The following is a 17,266-nucleotide window of genomic DNA, read 5'->3' as shown; positions in this document are numbered from 1 at the left end:
ATGGTCCGCCGCGCTCTCGCACTGCCCTCCGGGCGGATCGCCGCCGGAATCCTCGCCGCCATCGCCCTGCTGGCGATCCTGGGACCGTTCCTGGCCCCGTACGACCCGCTCGCCGGCGGCGCCGAGATCCTCGCCGGGCCGTCCGGCGCACACTGGCTCGGCACCGACTACCTGGGCCGCGACGTGTTCAGCCGGCTGCTCGACGGCTCCCGGGTCAGCGTCCTCGGCTCGGTGCAGGTGTCGCTGGTCGCCCTGATCGCCGGCGTGATCCCGGGCATCCTCTCGGTCTACCTCGGCCCGGCCTTCGAATGGGTCACGCTGCGGCTCGCCGACACCCTGATCGCGCTGCCGTTCCTGGTCTTCGCGGTCGCCGTCACCGCCCTGCTCGGCAACGGCATCCCGCAGGCCATGTTCACCGTCGGCATCATGATCTCGCCGCTGTTCTTCCGGGTCTCCCGCGCGGCGACCCTGTCGGTGGCCCGCTCCCCGTACGTCGAGGCGGCGCTGATCTCCGGCGCGTCGATCGGGTGGGTGGTCCGGAAACACGTCTGGGTCAAGGTGCTGCCGCCCGTCGCGGTGGCCCTCGCCAACACCGCCGGCGTCGGGTTCGTGGTGGTCTCCAGCCTGACGTTCCTCGGGATCGGGGTGCAGCCACCCGCTCCCACCTGGGGTGGGGTTCTCGCCGCTGACCTGGGCTATCTCAGCTTCCGGCCGTGGGCGCCGCTGGTTCCCACCGCGCTGATCATGGCCACCGTGTGGGCCTGCAACCTGCTCGCCGACGTCATCCGGGACGTCTCCGGGCCAACCTTTCTCCTGCGTCGGGGGCGAAATGTCCATTCTCAGTCTGCGTGACGTCCGCGTCTCGCTCGATCGCGAGATCGTCCACGGTGTCACTTTCGACCTCGAACCCGGCGGCGTCGTCGGCATCGTCGGGGAGTCCGGCAGCGGTAAGACGCTCACCTGCCGGGCCGCCCTCGGGATCCTGCCCGAAGGGTTCACGGTCTCCGGCGGGAGCATCTCCCTCGACGGCCATGATGTCGCCTCGTTGTCGTCGAAACAGTGGACCGCCCTGCGCGGCTCGACGATCAGCGCTGTCTTCCAGGACCCGGCGTCCTATCTCAACCCGTCGTTGACGATCGGGTCGCAGATCGCCGAGGTTGCCCAGGTCAAGCTCGGACTCCGGCGCCGGGCCTTGAAAGCGCGGACGCTGCAACTCCTCGACGCGGTTCGCCTCTCCTCCGCCGTCCATGGTCAGTATCCACACGAACTCTCCGGCGGCATGCTCCAGCGGGCCCTGATCGCGACCGCCATCGCCGCCGAGCCCAAGATCCTGATCGCCGACGAGGCCACCACCGCGCTCGACGTCACCGTCCAGGCCGAGATCCTCGACCTCCTCGCCGAGCTGCGGGAATCCACCGGTCTCGCTCTCGTCGTGGTGTCCCACGATCTGGCCGTCGTCGCCCAGGTCTGCGACGAGGTGCTGGTCATGCGCGCCGGTGAGGTGGTCGAGCAGGGGCCGGTCGAGAAGATCCTCTACCGGCCGGACCACGAGTACACGCGCCTGCTCATCGAGGAGCACGAGTCCTACGGGTTGGAGCGTTACCTTGTCACTCCTTGAGATCAGCGACCTCGACGTCCACTACCGCCGCCGCACCGGCCGCCTGCACGCGCTCCGCTCCGCCTCGCTGTCGCTCTCCCCGGGCGAGACGGTCGGGATCATCGGCGAGACCGGCTCCGGCAAATCCACGCTGGCCCGCGCCATCCTGGGACTGGTCCGCCCCTCCGCCGGGAAGATCGTCATCGACGGTGCCGACGTCGCCGCCTTCACCCCGCGCCAGTGGCGTGAGCTGCGCCGGCGCGGCACCGTGCAATACGTCTTCCAGGACCCGCTGCGCAGCCTCGACCCCGACCTGACGATCTTCGACTCCCTGGCCGAGCCGTTGCGGATCCACGGTTCCGCCGACATTCCCGACAAAGTTCACAAGATCCTTGCGCGGGTACGTCTGGAGCAGGTGCTCCTGGACCGGCTGCCCGGCGAACTGTCCGGTGGCCAGCGTCAACGGGTGGCCGTGGCCCGGGCCCTGATCACCGAGCCGCGCCTCGTCCTGCTCGACGAACCGGTCAGCGCCCTCGATTCGGCCAACCGGGTGCAGATCCTCGAACTGCTCAAACAACTGCGCGACGCCGGCACCGCCCTGCTCTTCATCTCCCACGACCTCGGATCCGTCGCGGGTGTCGCCGACCGGATCGCCGTCCTCTACCGGGGCGAGATCGTCGAGGACCGGGCGGCCGCCTCGGTGATCAACGAGCCGGCCCACCCGTACACGAAACTGCTCGTCAGCTCCGCACCCACCTTGCGCTCCGCGGCCGCCGGGCGGGCCGCCCGCAGCGAGTTGCGCAACCTTCTCGACCTCGAAGGAGCATCCGCGTGACCAGGCAACTCCGGCTCGCGTTGCGGGCCTACGGCGTCGGCGGGCCGGGGCAGCACAGCCTCTGGAAGGACCCGCGCGTCCCGAAGAACGCCAGCATCGACATCGACTGGTACATCGCGCAGGCGGTCGCCGCTGAACACGCCAGATTCGACGCCCTGTTCATCGTGGACAGTCAATTCATCGACGCCACCTATCCGCCGCACTATCTCAATCGGCTCGAACCGCTCACCCTCCTCTCCGCCGTCGCCACACACACCCGGAACATCGGGCTCGTGGGGACTCTCAGCTCCACCTACAACTCGCCGTTCAACGTGGCGCGGCGATTCGCTTCCCTCGACCACATCAGTGGTGGGCGGGCCGGGTGGAACGTCGTCACCAGTTTCGACACCGGGACATCTCGTAATTACGGGCTCGACGAGCATCTCGATTACGCCACCCGGTACGGGCGGGCTCTCGAGCACGTTCAGGTGGTCCGTGGGCTGTGGGACTCGTACGAGGACGATGCGTTTCCGGCCTCCGGGGACGTCTTCCTCGACCCCTCCAAGCTGCATTCCCTGGATCATGTCGGGGAGCATTTTCGGGTGGACGGGCCGTTGAACATTTCCCGGTCGCCTCAGGGGCAGCCGGTCATCTTTCAAGCGGGGGTGTCCGAAGAAGGGCGCAATCTGGCTGCTCACGTTGCCGAAGGAATCTATGCGCCCGGGGGATCGCTTGCCGACTCCCGAGCTTACTACTCGGACATCAAGCGGCGGGCGGCTGCGCTCGGGCGGGATCCCTCGCACGTTGTCATCTTTCTCGGGGCTCAGCCTGTCGTCGCCTCCACTGATGAGGAGGCGCATCGGCTGTCGCGGGAGATCTTTGAGGCGGACAACGACTTCTCGCGGAAGCTGGCGCAGTTCGGGCGGGCTTTCGGGGCGCATGACTTCTCGGTTTACGACTTGGATGCGCCGTTTCCTGATGTGGCTCATCTTGCTGAGAAGAGTGGGCGGACCCGGGGCGCCTCCATCGTTTCCCGGGCGGCTACTGTTGGGCTTTCGTTGCGGGAGACGGTTCTTGAGTTCACCCGGTATCAGCCGTCGCCCTTTACCGGGTCGCCTTCTACGGTGGCCTCGGCTATCACATCGTGGTTCTCGGCTGAGGCGTTTGACGGGCTGAACGTTGGCTTCCGGACAAATGATGATTTGTCGGCTTTTGTGAGCGATGTTGTGCCGCTGTTGCAGAAATCCGGACTTTTCCGTACGGAGTATGCGCACGACACCTTGCGCGGGCATCTGGGCCTGCCGATTCCCGCCAACCGCTGGAGTGTTGCCTCGTGACCACCTTCCGTCTCGGATTTCTCACCCACGTGCAGGGGCGGGGGCCGCTTGCCGAAACGTACCGGCGGGCCCAGGAATTGTTCGTGATCGCCGACGAACTCGGATTCGACGTCGGGTGGGTGGCGCAGCACCACATTCCGTTGCACGGTGGGGGACTGTCGTCGCCGTGGCCGTTCCTGGCCCACGCCGCCGCGCGTACCAAGCGGATCCGGCTGTCCACCGCGATCACCATTCTTCCGCTGGAGAACCCGATCCGGGTCGCCGAAGATGTGGCAGTCGTCAACACCCTCAGCGGCGGCCGTGTCGAGATCGGCGTCGGCAGCGGTTCCGGCCCGGTCGAGTACGCGGCTCTGGGCGCCGACTACGACCAGCGGCGGGAGACGACCACGGCGTCGTTCGGCGTGCTCCGGAAGGCGTTGCTCAACCAGGAGGTGGGCGCTCCCGGGTTCACCGTCCAGCCCCCTCTCACCGACGATTTCACCGACCGTTTCTGGCAGGCCGTGTTCAGCGCGCCCGGAGCGGGATTCGCCGCCGAGGCCGGGGCGAATCTGCTGCTCAACCGCGCCGCCTATGGCTATGCGGAGAACACCGACGTGATCCAGCGCCAGTGGGCCGACGCTTATCTGGCGGCCTGGACCCAGCCGCGCCCGCCGCGTATCGGCATCTCCCGTTTCGTCTTTCCGGCCGCCGACAAGCGCACCGCCCTGGCCCAGATCGAGGACGGAGTCCGGAGGACAGCCCAGAACTTCGTGGACCGGGGCACGTTCCCGGCCGGCCAGCCGTTGGACGAGTATTTGCGGCGTTTCCACGCCTTCTACGGCCACCCCGACGAAATCGTGGCCGAGTTCCAGCAGGAAAGGGTGCTTCCGGTGGCAACCGACCTGATAACCCAGTTCAATCCCGGAGTCCCCGACTTCGACGCCGCGGTCCGCGCCTTGGAGCTGATAGCCACCGAGGTAGCCCCCGCCCTCGGCTGGAAACCCTCCACCTCCGCTGCCTCGGCCCGCCCCACTCCCTAGGCCTGCCCCACACTGCCTCGGCCCGTCCTACTCCCTAGGCCGGCCGCACTTCCGCTGCCCGCCTCACTCCCGCGGTCCACTCCACTTCCGCGGCTCGTCCTACTTCCGCCTCCCACCCTCTTCGACGTCCCGCCCACTGTTACCGCCGGCCCACTTCGACGGGCCCGCCCACCTTGCACAGCCTGCCCACTTCCGCTGCCCGTCCACTTCGGCGGCCCGCCTACTTCCGCGGCCCACCCATTTGCGCGGCCCGCCCCACTTCGGTGGCTCGCCCTACTTCTGCGGCGGCCCGGCCCGACCGCCCTACTTCCGCGGCGGCTTGACATGACCATCCACCCGCATCCCTGTGGCGGCCTGGAATGACCGTCCACCACCACTCTCATGGCGGCTTGAAATGACCGAACACCTGCCCCCACCCGGAGTCACCGTCCGAGGCACAGTCCTGGTGGTCCCCGGCCGAGGCGAAACCCCCGACACATACACCCGCTTCGGCCGCCGCTTGGCCGCCGACGCCTACCACGTGCACATCCTCCCCACGATCCCGGTGGAACCCGGAACCTTGCCCACAGCCCTGAACACCTTGACCAGCGCAATCACCGAGGCCACCAGCCCCGAGCCGCCGCAAACCACCCAGCCCGACCCCGCGCCGAGCACCACCTCATCCAGCACCGCACCGGGTTCGACTCCATCCAGCACCGCACCCGCGACCGCCTCATCCGGCACCGCACTGGGGACTGCCTCATCCGGCGCCGTGCCTGGGACTGCCTCATCCGGCATCGATTCGGGTTCGGGTTCGGCTTCGTCCGGCACCGTGCCTGGGACTGTGGTGTCCGGCGTCGCACCTGGGACCGTCTTGTCCGGCGTCACGCCCGGTATCGCCGCTACCGGCGCTGCAACGACTGGCGCCCCGGCATCCGCCGATGCACCGACCGTCACCGGCCCGACCCGGCCGCTGGTCCTGATCGGTTCGGACACCGGTGCCGCCCTGATAGCCGCCCTGCTCACCACACGGAGGGCAGCCCCGGACGCGGTGGTACTGGCCGGATTACCCGGACACGACCGCCGGCAAGAGGGTTCATGGGAGGAGGAACTGAACACCCGTTCCCACTGCCCAGTGCACCGAGGCACGCTGACCGAAGACAAGGCCGTAACCCGAGGCACCCTGTCATCCGCACCCCCACCGGACTTGCTGGACACGGCCTACGGAGAAGCCTCCCCCATACCGCACCTGCTGCTGGCAGGCGAGGCCGACGATCTGACCGACCGAGAAGCCTTGACCCGTTTGGCGAAGTCCCTCCCCACAGCCCGCCTGACAACCATCCGAGACGCCCACCACGACGTCCTGAACGACACATCCCACCGCTCAGTGGCCGCCGAGATAGTCACCTTCCTGGAAACCATCCGAGACGGCTTCCCCCTACGCCCTTTCCTCAACACCGAATCCAGCACCTGGTGACCCAGTGGGCGCCGCCCTCTTCCACCCGGCGCCCACCACCCACCGCCCCACCCAACTCACCGCTCACCGCCGGTCCGCTACTCGCCGTCCCGTCCAGCTCACCGCCGATCCACCACCTACTGTCCCGCCCAACCCACCACCGATCTGCTACTCACCGTCCCGCCCAACCCATTGCCGATCCACCACCCACCGTCCCGCACAACTCAGCGTCCACCATGGTCGGTCGGACCGGCTTGCTGTCCGCCCTCCCACTGCCCACTGCCCCGCCTACTCGATCCGCCATCCGCCATCCGCCACCCGTTACCCGCCACGCGGCGCCCTCGGGCCGTTGCTCGAGACCTGCGGTTCGTGCCTTCGTGAGGGTGCCGGGGCCTGGTTTTCTAGCTGCCGATGTCCAGCCAGAGGTGGGCGGCCAAGCCGAGGGCGGCGATCGCGATGACGATGCGTAGTGGGCGTTCCGGGGTGCGGCGGACCAGTGACGGGCCGATCCAGCTTCCGATCAGGCAGCCCGCACCCAAGAGGGCGGCCGCGCTCCAGTGCACCGGGGCGATCACGGCGTAGAGAACGGCTGCCGCCAGGTTGGAGGCCGCGAGTACCACGCTCTTGACCGCGTTCGTCACGGCCAGCGGCTCCACCACCGACATCGACATGACCGCCAGCATCAGCACGCCCGCAGCCGCCCCGAAGTAGCCGCCGTAGATGCCGATCAGGAAGACCGCGACCCCCAACGGTGGCTGCGCAAACCGTCCCTTCGGCCGCGTGTACCAACCCCGGAGCCGATCACGCAGCAGCAGAACCACCGCCGACAGTGCGATCAGCACCGGGACGATCCGTTCGAAGACCGCCGACGTGGTGTTCAGCAGCAGCACCGCCCCGGTGGTCCCGCCGAGCAGCGCGGCCACCCCCAGCCGCAGAATCCGCGGCCCCTGCCCGCGCAACTCCGGCCGGGAACCGGCAGCCGAACCCACCCCACTGGCCAGCAACCCCACCGTGTTGGTGACGTTGGCGGAGATCGGTGGAAGCCCCACCGCCAGCAACGCCGGATAGCTCACGAGTGAGGCCAGTCCCGCCATCGACCCGATCAGCCCGGACCCCACACCTCCTGCCAGAAGCAGCATCGCATGATCGAATTGCACCCTTCAGAGTCTCGTTCGCAGGACCCCGTCGATGCGTCGCGGGATGCTGTCGAATTCCTCACGCAACTCGGCCGGCAGCAGTTCGGCAGAAGCGTTCTGCCAGGTCACCGGCCTCAGGAAGCGCCGGATCGCGCTGGTTCCGACCGAAGTGTGCTGAGTGTTCGTAGCCGGCCACGGGCCACCGTGATGCTGAGCCCACGCCACGGCCACACCGGTCGGGTAACCGTCGAAGATCAGGCGCCCGGCGGTCGGCCGGAACCGCCGGGCCAACTCGGCGGGCAGAACGGTCTCCCCGGCATCCCGATGCACCGTCGCGGTCAACGACGGCGGCAACCCGGCGATCGCGGCGAAGAGCTGAGCCTCATCGGACCACCGAGCCACGACCGCGACCGGCCCGAAGCACTCCTCGGTGGCCTCAGGTGGCAACGCCCCGGCAGAGACGGCGAACAGCCGCGGCCGTCCCGTTCCACCAGACGGGGCATCGACCGTTGGCCCGGCCGGCTCCTTCAACGCCGCGTCCCCGTCGGAAGGAGGGAGCAGGCTCGGAACGCCGTCGTGCGAAACGCCGGTATGCGAAACGCCATGGTGCGGAACGCCGGCCTGCGGAACGCCAGCATGCGGGACACCGGTGTGCGGAACACCGGCCTGCGGGATGTCGGTGTGTGGGGACGCTCCGTCGGCGACGGCGGCTTGCAGAGCGAGCGTTCCGCGCTCGTAGGCCGTGGCGATTCCGGCGTTGAGCATGACCATCGGGCCCAGCCGGGCCACGGCCTCCTCGACAGCGGTGACCAGCCGGTCGCCGTCGGGGCCGGTGGGGACGAAGATCAGGCCGGGTTTGGTGCAGAACTGCCCGGCGACCAGCGTGAAGGACGCGGCGAACTCGGCGCCGATCGTCTCGGCCCGGCCGGCCGCCGCGGCGGGCGTGACCACCACCGGGTTGAGGCTGCTCAGCTCGCCGTAGAACGGGATCGGCTCGGGACGTTTCTCGATCACCGCCAGGAGAGCGCGGGCCGTGGTGACCGAACCGGTGAAACCGACCGCCCGGATCGCCGGATGAGCCACCAGATCGGCGCCGGCGCGCAGCCCGTGAACGATGCCGAACGTGCCGTCGGGAGCACCGGACTTCCGCGCTGCCGCCGCCAGGATCTGGTAGCAGAGCTGGGACGTGGCCGGATGCGAGTGATGGGCTTTCAGGACCACCGGGCTGCCGGCGGCGATGGCCGACGCGGTGTCACCGCCGGGCACTGAGAAGGCGAGCGGGAAGTTGCTCGCACCGAAGACCGCCACCGGGCCGATCGGCACCAGCATGCGGCGCAGATCCGGGCGCGGGCCCATCGGGGTGTCCCCGGCGTGGTCGACGGTCGCCTCCAGGTAGCCGCCGTCCCGCAGCACCTCCCCGAACAGCCGCAGCTGATAGCAGGTGCGGGTCAGCTCGCCGTTGAGCCGCACCGGCCCGAGGGCGGTCTCCCGGTCGGCGACCTCGACGATCCGGTCGCGGTGCGGCTCCAGGGCCGCCGCCAGATCGTCGAGCAGGGCCGCACGCCCGTCGCGGCCCAGGTCTTCGAGTGGGCCCGCGGCGGCCAGCGCGGACGTGCAGATCTCGTCCACCTGGCCGGTGGTGGTCTCGTCGGCGACGATCTCGACGGTCTCACCACTGCGCGGATCGATGCTGGGAACGCCGGTCATGTGATGCCTTCCTTCCGGACGGGCTCCGGCCGACCGGTGCCGGTGATCATGCGGGCGCTCCGATGTCGGCCCGGTCGACGGTCCACCCACGGGTCTGCTCGCTGAGGGTCACGCCCAGGCCGGGACGGGTGGACAGGTGCAGGCGGCCGTCGCGGATCTCCAGGCGCTCGTTGAACAGCGGGTGCAGCCAGTCGAAATGCTCGACCCACGGCTCGTGTGGGTACGCCGCGGCCAGGTGGACGTGGATCTCCATGGCGAAGTGCGGGGCCAGCGTCAGATTGGCGTGGTCGGCCAGGGCGGCCAGCTTGAGGAACTGGGTGATGCCGCCGATGCGGGGCGCGTCGGGCTGGAGGATGTCGACGGCCCGGTGCCGGATCAGCTCGTGGTGCTCGGCGACGCTGGTCAGCATTTCGCCGGAGGCGATCGCGGTGTCCAGGCTGCGGGCCAGGGCGGCGTGGCCCTCGGCGTCGTAGGCGTCCAGTGGCTCCTCGATCCACACCAGCCCGAACTCCTCGAGGGCCCGGCCGGCACGTTGGGCGGTCGGCCGGTCCCACTGCTGGTTGGCGTCGACCATGAGCGGCGTCTCGTCGCCGATGTGCTCGCGGACCGCCCGCACCCGGGCCAGGTCGACAGCCGTCGACGGATGCCCGACCTTGATCTTCAGGCCGCCGATGCCGGAGGCCAGGGACGCGGTGGCGTTGGCGAGCACCTGCTCGATCGGCTCGTGCAGGAAACCGCCGGACGTGTCGTAGCACCGCACCGAGTCCCGGTGCGCACCCAGCAGTTTCGCCAGCGGCAGCCCGGCCCGTTTCGCCTTCAGATCCCACAGCGCCACGTCGAGCGCCGCGATGGCCTGGGTCGACGCGCCGCTGCGGCCGACCGACGCCCCGGCCCACACGAGCTTGGTCCACAGCCGCTGGATGTCGTTGGGATCCTCGCCGATCAGGTCGGGCGCCACCTCGCGGGCGTGCGCGAACTGTGCCGGCCCACCGGCCCGCTTGCTGTAGCTGAAACCCACCCCTTCCAGGCCTTCTTCGGTACGGATCTCGGCGAACAGGAACGCGACCTCGGTCATCGGCCGTTGCCGCCCGGTGAGCACTTTGGCGTCGCTGATCGCCGCTTTCAGGGGCAGCGTGACGGAGGAGAGCGTGATGCCACTGATTCGGTCAGTCATGGGTCACCGCACCAGACAGGGGCGCTTGGGGTCGAAGCGCCAGTGGGGAACGAGGAACTGCATCGCTGTGGCGTCGTCACGGCCGGCCAGGCCGTGCTCCCGGAACAGCTCGTGGGCCGCGGCCAGGGCGTCACGGTCGAGCTCGACACCGAGGCCGGGGGTGGACGGCACGGCGATCGCGCCGTCACGGATCGGGAAGGGGTTACGGGTCAGGCGCTGGCCGTCCTGCCAGATCCAGTGCGTGTCCAGGGCGGTGATCTCGCCCGGGGCCGCCGCGCCGACGTGGGTGAACATGGCCAGCGAGATGTCGAAGTGGTTGTTGGAGTGTGAACCCCAGGTCAGCCCGAAGTCGTGGCAGAGCTGGGCGACCCGGACCGACCCGCGCATGGTCCAGAAGTGCGGGTCGGCGAGGGGGATGTCGACGGCGTGGGACCGCACCGCGTGGGCCATCTGCCGCCAGTCGGTGGCGATCATGTTGGTGGCCGTGCGCAGTCCGGTGGCCCGGCGGAACTCGGCCATCGTCTCCCGGCCGGACAGATCGCCCTCGGCGCCGACCGGGTCCTCGGCGTAGGCGAGCACCCCGCCCAGGTCCCGGCAGAGGGCGATCGCGTCGTCCAGCAGCCAGCCACCGTTGGGGTCGATGGTGATCCGGGCCTGCGGGAACCGCTCCGCCAGGGCGTGCACCGCCTCGATCTCCAGCTCACCGGCGAACACACCGCCCTTGAGCTTGAAGTCGCTGAACCCGTATCGCGCCTGGGCGGCCTCGGCGAGCCGGACCACTGAGGACGGGGTGAGGGCGGGCGCGCGGCGCAGCCGTTCCCAGTCGTCGGCCGGATCCGGCTCGTGCCGGTAGGGCAGATCGGTGCGGGACGTGTCACCGACGTAGAAGAGATAGCCCAGCACCGGCACGCTGTCGCGTTGCCGGCCCTCACCGAGCAGCTCGGCGACCGGCACACCCAGATGCTGGCCGAGCAGGTCGAGCAGCGCCGACTCCAGGGCCGTCACGGCGTGCACGGTGACGCGCAGGTCGTATGTCTGATGGCCTCGGCCCCCGGCGTCCTGGCCCGCGTGCCGGCGGCCGAAGTCGCGCAGCAGCGAGGCGAACTCCGCGACGGGACGGCCGATCAGCAGCTCACCGGCGGTCTCCAGGGTGCGCCGGATCGCCGCGCTGCCGGGGACCTCACCGACACCGGTGCGGCCCTCGCTGTCGGTCAGGACCACGACGGTACGGGTGAAGAAGGGCCCGTGTGCCCCACTGAGGTTGAGCAGCATGCTGTCGTGACCGGCCACCGGTACGACCTCGACCTGCTCGATCGTGGGCTTCACGACCGTACCGTCGCAATGAGCTTTGTCAGGTTTTCGCGCTCTTCCGCGGTCAGGTCGGTGAGCGGCGGGCGGACCCGGCCCCCGTCGCGCCCGACCGCGGTCAACCCGGCCTTGATGATCGACACGGCATAGCCCCGGGAACGGTCGCGAATGTCCAGGTACGGAATGACGAAGTCGTTGAGCATCCGGTAGACCTCGGCCCGGTCCTGCGCGCGGACCGCCGTGTAGAACCGCAGGGCGAACTCGGGCACGAAGTTGTAGATCGCCGACGAATAGGTGCTCACGCCGAGTTGCAGCAGGGGCAGCGCGAACGTCTCGGCGGTCGGCAGCCCGCCCACGTAGACCAACCGGTCACCGACCTTGGCGTAGGTGCGGGTCATCCGCTCGATGTCGCCGACCCCGTCCTTGAGGCCGATCAGGGTCGGGTTGCGGTCGGCCAGCTCGGCGACTGTCACGTCCTCCAGGATCGCGTTGGCCCGGCTGTAGACGATCACGCCCAGCCCGGTGGCCCGGCAGACCGCGTCCACGTGCGCGATCAGGCCGGACTGGCTGGCCTCGGTCAGGTACGGCGGGAAGAGGAGGATGCCCGCCGCGCCCGCAGCCGCGGCGGCCTCGGCCTGGGCGACCGCCTGCGAGGTGCCACCGGTGGCCGGGGCGATCACCGGGACGATGTCGCCGACCTCGTCGACCGCGGCCCGGACCACGGTGTCGATCTCGGCGCTGGTGAGGGAGAAGCCCTCGCCGGTGCCGCCGGCGGCGAAGAGGCCGGCCACACCGAAACTCGCCTGCCACGCCAGGTGCTCGCGGTAGCGGGTCTCGTCGAAGGCGAGGTGGTCGTCGAAGTGGGTGACGGGGAACGAGAGCAGGCCCGAAGCGAGCCGGGCGGCCAGGTCGAGAGGGGGGATCGCGTTCACGAGGCAACGGTAGAAAGCCGCAGTGATGCCTGTCCAAGAGTCTTTCAGCATCGATCGATACCTTCACGGCATCAGATATTCCAGGGTGGCGAGCACCCGTGGCAGCGCCGGATTGTCCGAAGTTCGAGGCCAGAGCAGGTGCAGCTCGACCGGCTCCGGGATCGGTGTGTCGATGCGCAGATAGACGACCTCGGGGATGCCGACCAGCTGCGCGGACTCCGGGACGAACGCCACACCGCGGCCGGCCGAGACCAGCCAGAGCATGGTGATCACCTGGCTGACCGTGTGGAACACCCGCTCGTGCGGCAGCGGCACCATGCTCACGATCAGGTCGTAGAAGTAGCGGGCCTTCTGCGGCGAATGGAAGATCAACGGCTCTCTGGCCAGGTCGGCCGGCACCACCGGGCGGCGCAGATGGGCCAGCCAGTGGTCCTCGCGGACCGCGAGCAACAGCCGCTCCCGGTGAATCAACTTGGACTCGAACAGCTCCGGGTCGAACGGCGGCCGGGCCAGGCCGAGGTCGATGTCACCGCCGGCGAGCGCGGCCACCTGCTCGCGGGTGACCATCTCGAACAGCTCGACATGCACCTCGGGCAGGCGATACTCCAGTTCGTTGAGGAGCCGGCCGAGGGTTCCGAAGGTCGCCGAGGCGGTGAACGCGAGCCGGACCAGGCCGGTCGACCCGGACGAGACCCGTTGTGCCAGCTCCGGGGCCGATTCGGTGATCGCCAGGATCCGCCGGGCCTCGCCCAGGAACGCCTCGCCGGCCGGGGTCAGCCTCACGCTCCGGGTGCCGCGCTCGAGCAACTGCACCCCGACCGCGGCCTCCAGCTTCTGAATCTGCCTGCTCAGCGGGGGTTGGGTCATCCGGAGCCGGATCGCCGCCCGGCCGAAGTGCAGCTCCTCGGCCACCGCGACCAGGCCCCGGAGTTGATCGAGGGTGTAAGTCATGCTGTGAAAGTATCAATCGATGCCGAAATTAGCTTGGACAGGCATAGACGCGCGGTCATAGGCTCGCCGCACCCAGTGACCCCCTTCACAGCGGGAGACTCCCGATGAAAATAACGCTCCCCGCACTCACCCTCGCCGGCCTGCTCGTCCTCACCGGATGCGGCGGCAACCTCGGCTCCGAAGGGGACAGCGGCTCCACCGCCGCCTACCCGGACCGGGCCGTCACCCTCCTCGTCGGCCAGGACGCCGGCGGCAGCACCGACCTCATCGGCCGCGCGCTCGCCGACCCGGCGAGCAAGGACCTCGGCCAGCCCCTCACCGTGCAGAACAAGCCGGGCGCCAACGGGGCGGTCGCCGCCAAGGAGCTCGCCGCGGCCAAGGCCGACGGCTACACGCTCATGGTCTTCGTCGGATCGCTCGCCTACATCACGCCCCTCGCCGTCCCCGCCGATCAGGCCGTCGACATCAACAACTACGAGGTCGTCACCGGCATCTCCCAGGACGACTTCGTCCTCATCGCCAACCCGGAGACCGGATTCAAGACGGTCAAGGACATCGTCGACGCCAAAAGACCGATCAAATTCGCCACCACCGGCGTCGGTACGGGTAGTCAGCTCACCCAGACGCTGCTCTTCGCACAGGCCGGAGTGGACGCGACAGCAGTGCCGTTCAACGGCGGCAACCCGGCGCTGACCGCGGTCCTCGGCGGTCAGGTCGACGTCGCGGCGGTGCAGCTCGGCGAGACCAAGGAGCAGATCGAAGCCGGTAAGGCGGTCCCGATCGTCACGTTCGCGACCGAGCGGCCCAGCTACATGCCGGACACCCCGACCGCCACCGAGGCCGGGTTCAACGTGCCGGTCCAGCAGTCCCGGGCGATCGTCGCCCCCAAGGGCACCCCGGCCGACGTCGTGGCCCGGCTGCGAACAGCGTTCCAGAAGGGCTTCGCCGACAAGACGTACCAGGACTTCAACACCCAGCGGCTGCTCACCGCCAACGAGGTGGACGGCGCGGCCCTGCTCCAGCAGTGGACCGGGTCGCTGCAGACGTACCGTGACCTGGTCGCCAAGCACAAGATCGAACTGGGCGCGAAATGACGACCGAGCCCGTGGAGGAGGACCGGCCGCCCCTGGCCGATCCGGCCGCCAACCTGATCGCCGCCGCCCTCGTGGTGGTTCTCGGTGGCGTGGCCATCGCCGGAGCCCGCTCCCTCGGACCAGGTCCCGGCACCTGGCCGATGACCGTCGGTTTCGTGCTGGTCCTCCTCGGGCTCGTCCTCGCTGCCCGGGCCCGGCGCGACGAGCCACCCGAGCGGTTCACCAGCGGCAGCCTGCTGGTCGTCGCCGCCGTGACCGGGATGATCGCCTACGTCGCGGTGATCGCCACCATCGGCTTCGAGATCCCCACCCTGCTGCTCGCCTTCGTCTGGCTGCGCTTCCTCGGCCGCGAGACCTGGCGGACGTCCATCGCCGTCAGCCTCGGTGCCACCGTCGTCTTCTATGCGCTGTTCGTCGGCGCGCTGGACGTCACCATCCCCCACCTGTTCTGAGCCATCTGGAGGACCGTTGTCCGCGGTCATCGACGGCTTCGCGGTCGTCCTGGAACCCACGAACCTGCTCTACTGCCTCGTCGGTGTCGTCATCGGCATGCTCATCGGAGTGCTGCCCGGTCTCGGCCCGGCCGCCACGATCGCGATCCTGCTGCCCGTCACCTTCGGGCTGGAGCCGGTCACCGCGGTCATCATGCTGGCCGGGATCTTCTACGGCGCGCAGTACGGCGGCACCATCACCTCGGTCCTCCTCCGGCTACCCGGCGAAGCCTCCTCGGTCGTCACCGTCTTCGACGGGCACGCCCTCGCCCGTCAGGGCCGGGCCGGCGCCGCACTCGGCATCGCCGCCATCGGCTCGTTCATCGGCGGCACCCTGTCGATCGTCGCGCTGACCCTGGTCGCCCCGGTCGTCGCCGGGTTCGCCCTCGACTTCGGCCCACCCGAGTACACCGTGCTCGCCCTGCTCGGCATCATGCTCGTCGCCACCATCAGCAGCGGCGGCCGGATCCGTGCGCTCGCCGCCGCCGCGGTCGGGCTGCTCTTCGCCACCGTCGGCCGGGACGACTTCACCAGCGCCGAACGCTTCACCCTCGGCAACCTGTCCCTGGCCGACGGGCTCGACTTCATACCCATCGCCATGGGCCTTTTCGGTCTCGGCGAGATCCTCTACAACCTGGAACAACGTCATCGCGCCGTGCAGGCGCCGACCAAGGTCACCGACGTGTGGCCCCGCCGCGCCGACCTGCGGCAGTCGTCCGGCGCCATCGGCCGGGGCTCGGTGATCGGTTTTGTCCTGGGCATCCTGCCCGGCGGTGGTGCCGTGCTCTCCTCGATGGCGGCCTACGCGCTGGAGAAACGCCGGTCCCGGCATCCCGAGCGCTTCGGCAAGGGCGCCATCGAAGGTGTCGCCGCACCCGAGACCGCCAACAACGCGGCCGCGACCTCGTCGTTCATCCCGCTGCTGTCCCTCGGCATCCCGGCCAACGCGACCATGGCCGTCATCTTCGGCGCGTTGCTCATCCAGGGGGTGACGCCGGGGCCGCAGCTGGTCACCGAGCATCCCGAGCTGTTCTGGGGCGTCGTCAACTCGATGTACCTGGGCAACGTCCTGCTGCTGATCATGAGCATTCCGCTGCTCGGCGTCTTCGTCCGCATCCTCCGGGTCCGCGCGACGGTGCTGGCCCCGATCACGGTGCTGATCACTTTGATCGGCGCCTACACGGTCAACAACAGCGTCTTCGACATCGGTTTGGTCATCGCGTTCGGTGTCCTCGGCTATCTGATGAAGAAGGCCGGCTTCGATCCCGGGCCGATGGTTCTCGCCTTCGTCCTGGGCAGCCTGCTGGAGACGTCCTTGCGCCGGTCTCTGCTGCTGTTCGACGACGACCCGACGGGCTTCCTGACCCGGCCGATCTCCGGTGTGCTCGTGGCCGTTTTCCTCGCCGTGATCCTCCTGCCCCTGATCCAGACCGTCCTCCGGAAGCGGCGTCAACCCGCCGCGGGCCCGGGAGCGCCGGCACCCGAGTCGCCAGATCTCGAGCCATCCGGTGCAGGACCACGGGAGACGGATCTCCGGACCGATGCGTCGCGGGCCGAGAGCGGTGTGTCGCGGGCCCGGAGCGGTGCGGCACCGGCTGGGGGCGATGCGTCGGCTGGGGCTGGTGCGTCGCCGGCTGGGGCCGCGCCGGTGGACGCTGCTCGAAACCGGGCGGATCGTGAGCGTGGGGCGGCGGGGCAGGCCGGGGCCGTTCGTGGGAGCGGGGCAGCGGGGCAGGCCGGGACCGTTCGTGGGAGTGGGGCGGCGGGGCAGGCCGGGGCCGTTCGTGGGGAGAGCACCTCTGATGCCGAGGAGACGGAATGACTGTCCTGGTCGGATATCTGCCTACGCCTGAGGGCGAGGCGGCGTTTGTTGCCGCGTTGGAAGAGGCGGGGCGGCGGGCCGAACCACTGCTGGTGATCAACTCGCCGCGTGGTGGGGCGCCGGTCAGTGCCGAGGCGGCCAGTTCCGAGCATCTCGGTGGTCTGTCGGTCCGGGCCGCTGCGGCAGGTGTTGCTGTCGAGGTCCGTCAGACGCCACATACCGGGGAACTGTCCGAAGCCCTTCTCGATGTCGCCGAGGAGGTGGGTGCTTCGCTGATCGTTATCGGGCTCCGGCGGCGTAGCCCGGTCGGAAAGCTGTTCCTCGGCAGCACCGCCCAGCGAATCCTTCTCGACGCCACTCGTCCGGTGCTCGCGGTAAAACCCGACCGATGAGAGAGACCACGACTGAACGGCGCGGAGCATGGACGGGCCCGGAGAGCGGGCCGTGGC

At 69.4% G+C, this 17,266-nt stretch carries 17 protein-coding genes; 10 read left to right on the top strand and 7 right to left on the bottom strand.

Going from position 1 to position 17,266, the window contains the following annotated elements:
• The 5 genes from Aco03nite_RS13315 to Aco03nite_RS13295 are packed head-to-tail and all read left to right on the top strand — an operon-like array spanning position 1 to position 4,767.
• Positions 1–852, top strand: coding sequence for an ABC transporter permease (locus Aco03nite_RS13315; RefSeq protein ID WP_203795366.1), 852 nt, complete (start codon positions 1–3; stop codon positions 850–852).
• Complete coding sequence (locus Aco03nite_RS13310; protein ID WP_203795365.1) at positions 830–1,618, top strand: ABC transporter ATP-binding protein; 789 nt, start codon at positions 830–832, stop codon at positions 1,616–1,618. The genes Aco03nite_RS13315 and Aco03nite_RS13310 overlap by 23 nt, the downstream gene beginning before the upstream one ends.
• The gene (locus Aco03nite_RS13305) at positions 1,605–2,432 is read left to right on the top strand and encodes an ABC transporter ATP-binding protein (RefSeq protein ID WP_203795364.1); all 828 of its coding nucleotides are present in this window, start codon (positions 1,605–1,607) and stop codon (positions 2,430–2,432) included. Before Aco03nite_RS13310 ends, Aco03nite_RS13305 begins: the two co-directional genes overlap by 14 nt.
• Positions 2,429–3,748: an NtaA/DmoA family FMN-dependent monooxygenase gene (locus Aco03nite_RS13300; protein WP_203795363.1), complete on the top strand. Its 1,320-nt coding sequence runs from the start codon at positions 2,429–2,431 to the stop codon at positions 3,746–3,748. The genes Aco03nite_RS13305 and Aco03nite_RS13300 overlap by 4 nt, the downstream gene beginning before the upstream one ends.
• The gene (locus Aco03nite_RS13295) at positions 3,745–4,767 is read left to right on the top strand and encodes an LLM class flavin-dependent oxidoreductase (RefSeq protein ID WP_203795362.1); all 1,023 of its coding nucleotides are present in this window, start codon (positions 3,745–3,747) and stop codon (positions 4,765–4,767) included. The genes Aco03nite_RS13300 and Aco03nite_RS13295 overlap by 4 nt, the downstream gene beginning before the upstream one ends.
• A gap of 513 nt (positions 4,768–5,280) precedes the next feature.
• On the opposite strand, the gene Aco03nite_RS13290 is transcribed toward Aco03nite_RS13295, so the two are convergent.
• A complete protein-coding gene (locus tag Aco03nite_RS13290; protein ID WP_203795361.1) occupies positions 5,281–5,577 on the bottom strand; it encodes a hypothetical protein in 297 nt (98 codons plus the stop codon).
• Positions 5,578–5,620: 43 nt separating this feature from the next.
• Between Aco03nite_RS13290 and Aco03nite_RS13285 the strand changes: the two genes are divergently transcribed.
• A complete protein-coding gene (locus Aco03nite_RS13285; protein ID WP_203795360.1) occupies positions 5,621–6,223 on the top strand; it encodes an alpha/beta hydrolase in 603 nt (200 codons plus the stop codon).
• A gap of 380 nt (positions 6,224–6,603) precedes the next feature.
• On the opposite strand, the gene Aco03nite_RS13280 is transcribed toward Aco03nite_RS13285, so the two are convergent.
• The 6 genes from Aco03nite_RS13280 to Aco03nite_RS13255 form a co-directional block, all read right to left on the bottom strand.
• Entirely contained in the window at positions 6,604–7,341 is a 738-nt protein-coding gene (locus Aco03nite_RS13280) for a sulfite exporter TauE/SafE family protein (protein WP_239145118.1), read from the bottom strand.
• 21 nt (positions 7,342–7,362) lie between these two features.
• Positions 7,363–9,045, bottom strand: coding sequence for an aldehyde dehydrogenase (NADP(+)) (locus Aco03nite_RS13275; RefSeq protein ID WP_203795358.1), 1,683 nt, complete (start codon positions 9,043–9,045; stop codon positions 7,363–7,365).
• A gap of 46 nt (positions 9,046–9,091) precedes the next feature.
• Positions 9,092–10,219 (bottom strand): L-talarate/galactarate dehydratase, encoded by a 1,128-nt coding sequence (locus tag Aco03nite_RS13270; protein WP_203795357.1) that lies wholly within the window; start codon positions 10,217–10,219, stop codon positions 9,092–9,094.
• A 3-nt stretch (positions 10,220–10,222) separates the two neighbouring features.
• Positions 10,223–11,545, bottom strand: a complete 1,323-nt coding sequence (locus Aco03nite_RS13265) for an enolase C-terminal domain-like protein (protein WP_239145117.1) — start codon at positions 11,543–11,545, stop codon at positions 10,223–10,225.
• The gene (gene kdgD / locus Aco03nite_RS13260; protein ID WP_203795356.1) at positions 11,542–12,459 is read right to left on the bottom strand and encodes a 5-dehydro-4-deoxyglucarate dehydratase; all 918 of its coding nucleotides are present in this window, start codon (positions 12,457–12,459) and stop codon (positions 11,542–11,544) included. Before kdgD ends, Aco03nite_RS13265 begins: the two co-directional genes overlap by 4 nt.
• Positions 12,460–12,522: 63 nt before the next feature.
• Complete coding sequence (locus Aco03nite_RS13255; protein WP_203795355.1) at positions 12,523–13,410, bottom strand: LysR family transcriptional regulator; 888 nt, start codon at positions 13,408–13,410, stop codon at positions 12,523–12,525.
• A gap of 104 nt (positions 13,411–13,514) precedes the next feature.
• Here Aco03nite_RS13255 and Aco03nite_RS13250 point away from each other — a divergent pair, with 104 nt between their 5' ends.
• From Aco03nite_RS13250 to Aco03nite_RS13235, 4 genes are read left to right on the top strand one after another with little or no spacing between them, the layout of a single operon-like run.
• The gene (locus Aco03nite_RS13250; RefSeq protein WP_203795354.1) at positions 13,515–14,504 is read left to right on the top strand and encodes a tripartite tricarboxylate transporter substrate binding protein; all 990 of its coding nucleotides are present in this window, start codon (positions 13,515–13,517) and stop codon (positions 14,502–14,504) included.
• Positions 14,501–14,956, top strand: a complete 456-nt coding sequence (locus tag Aco03nite_RS13245; RefSeq protein ID WP_203795353.1) for a tripartite tricarboxylate transporter TctB family protein — start codon at positions 14,501–14,503, stop codon at positions 14,954–14,956. Before Aco03nite_RS13250 ends, Aco03nite_RS13245 begins: the two co-directional genes overlap by 4 nt.
• 16 nt (positions 14,957–14,972) lie before the next feature.
• A complete protein-coding gene (locus tag Aco03nite_RS13240; protein ID WP_239145116.1) occupies positions 14,973–16,817 on the top strand; it encodes a tripartite tricarboxylate transporter permease in 1,845 nt (614 codons plus the stop codon).
• Positions 16,814–17,209, top strand: coding sequence for a universal stress protein (locus Aco03nite_RS13235; protein ID WP_203795351.1), 396 nt, complete (start codon positions 16,814–16,816; stop codon positions 17,207–17,209). Before Aco03nite_RS13240 ends, Aco03nite_RS13235 begins: the two co-directional genes overlap by 4 nt.
• The last annotated feature ends 57 nt before the right edge of the window (positions 17,210–17,266 follow it).

This window comes from Actinoplanes couchii, assembly GCF_016862075.1.
Lineage (GTDB): Bacteria > Actinomycetota > Actinomycetes > Mycobacteriales > Micromonosporaceae > Actinoplanes > Actinoplanes couchii.
Note: the sequence above shows the minus strand (reverse complement) of the source record. Positions and strands in the feature narration are given on the sequence as shown.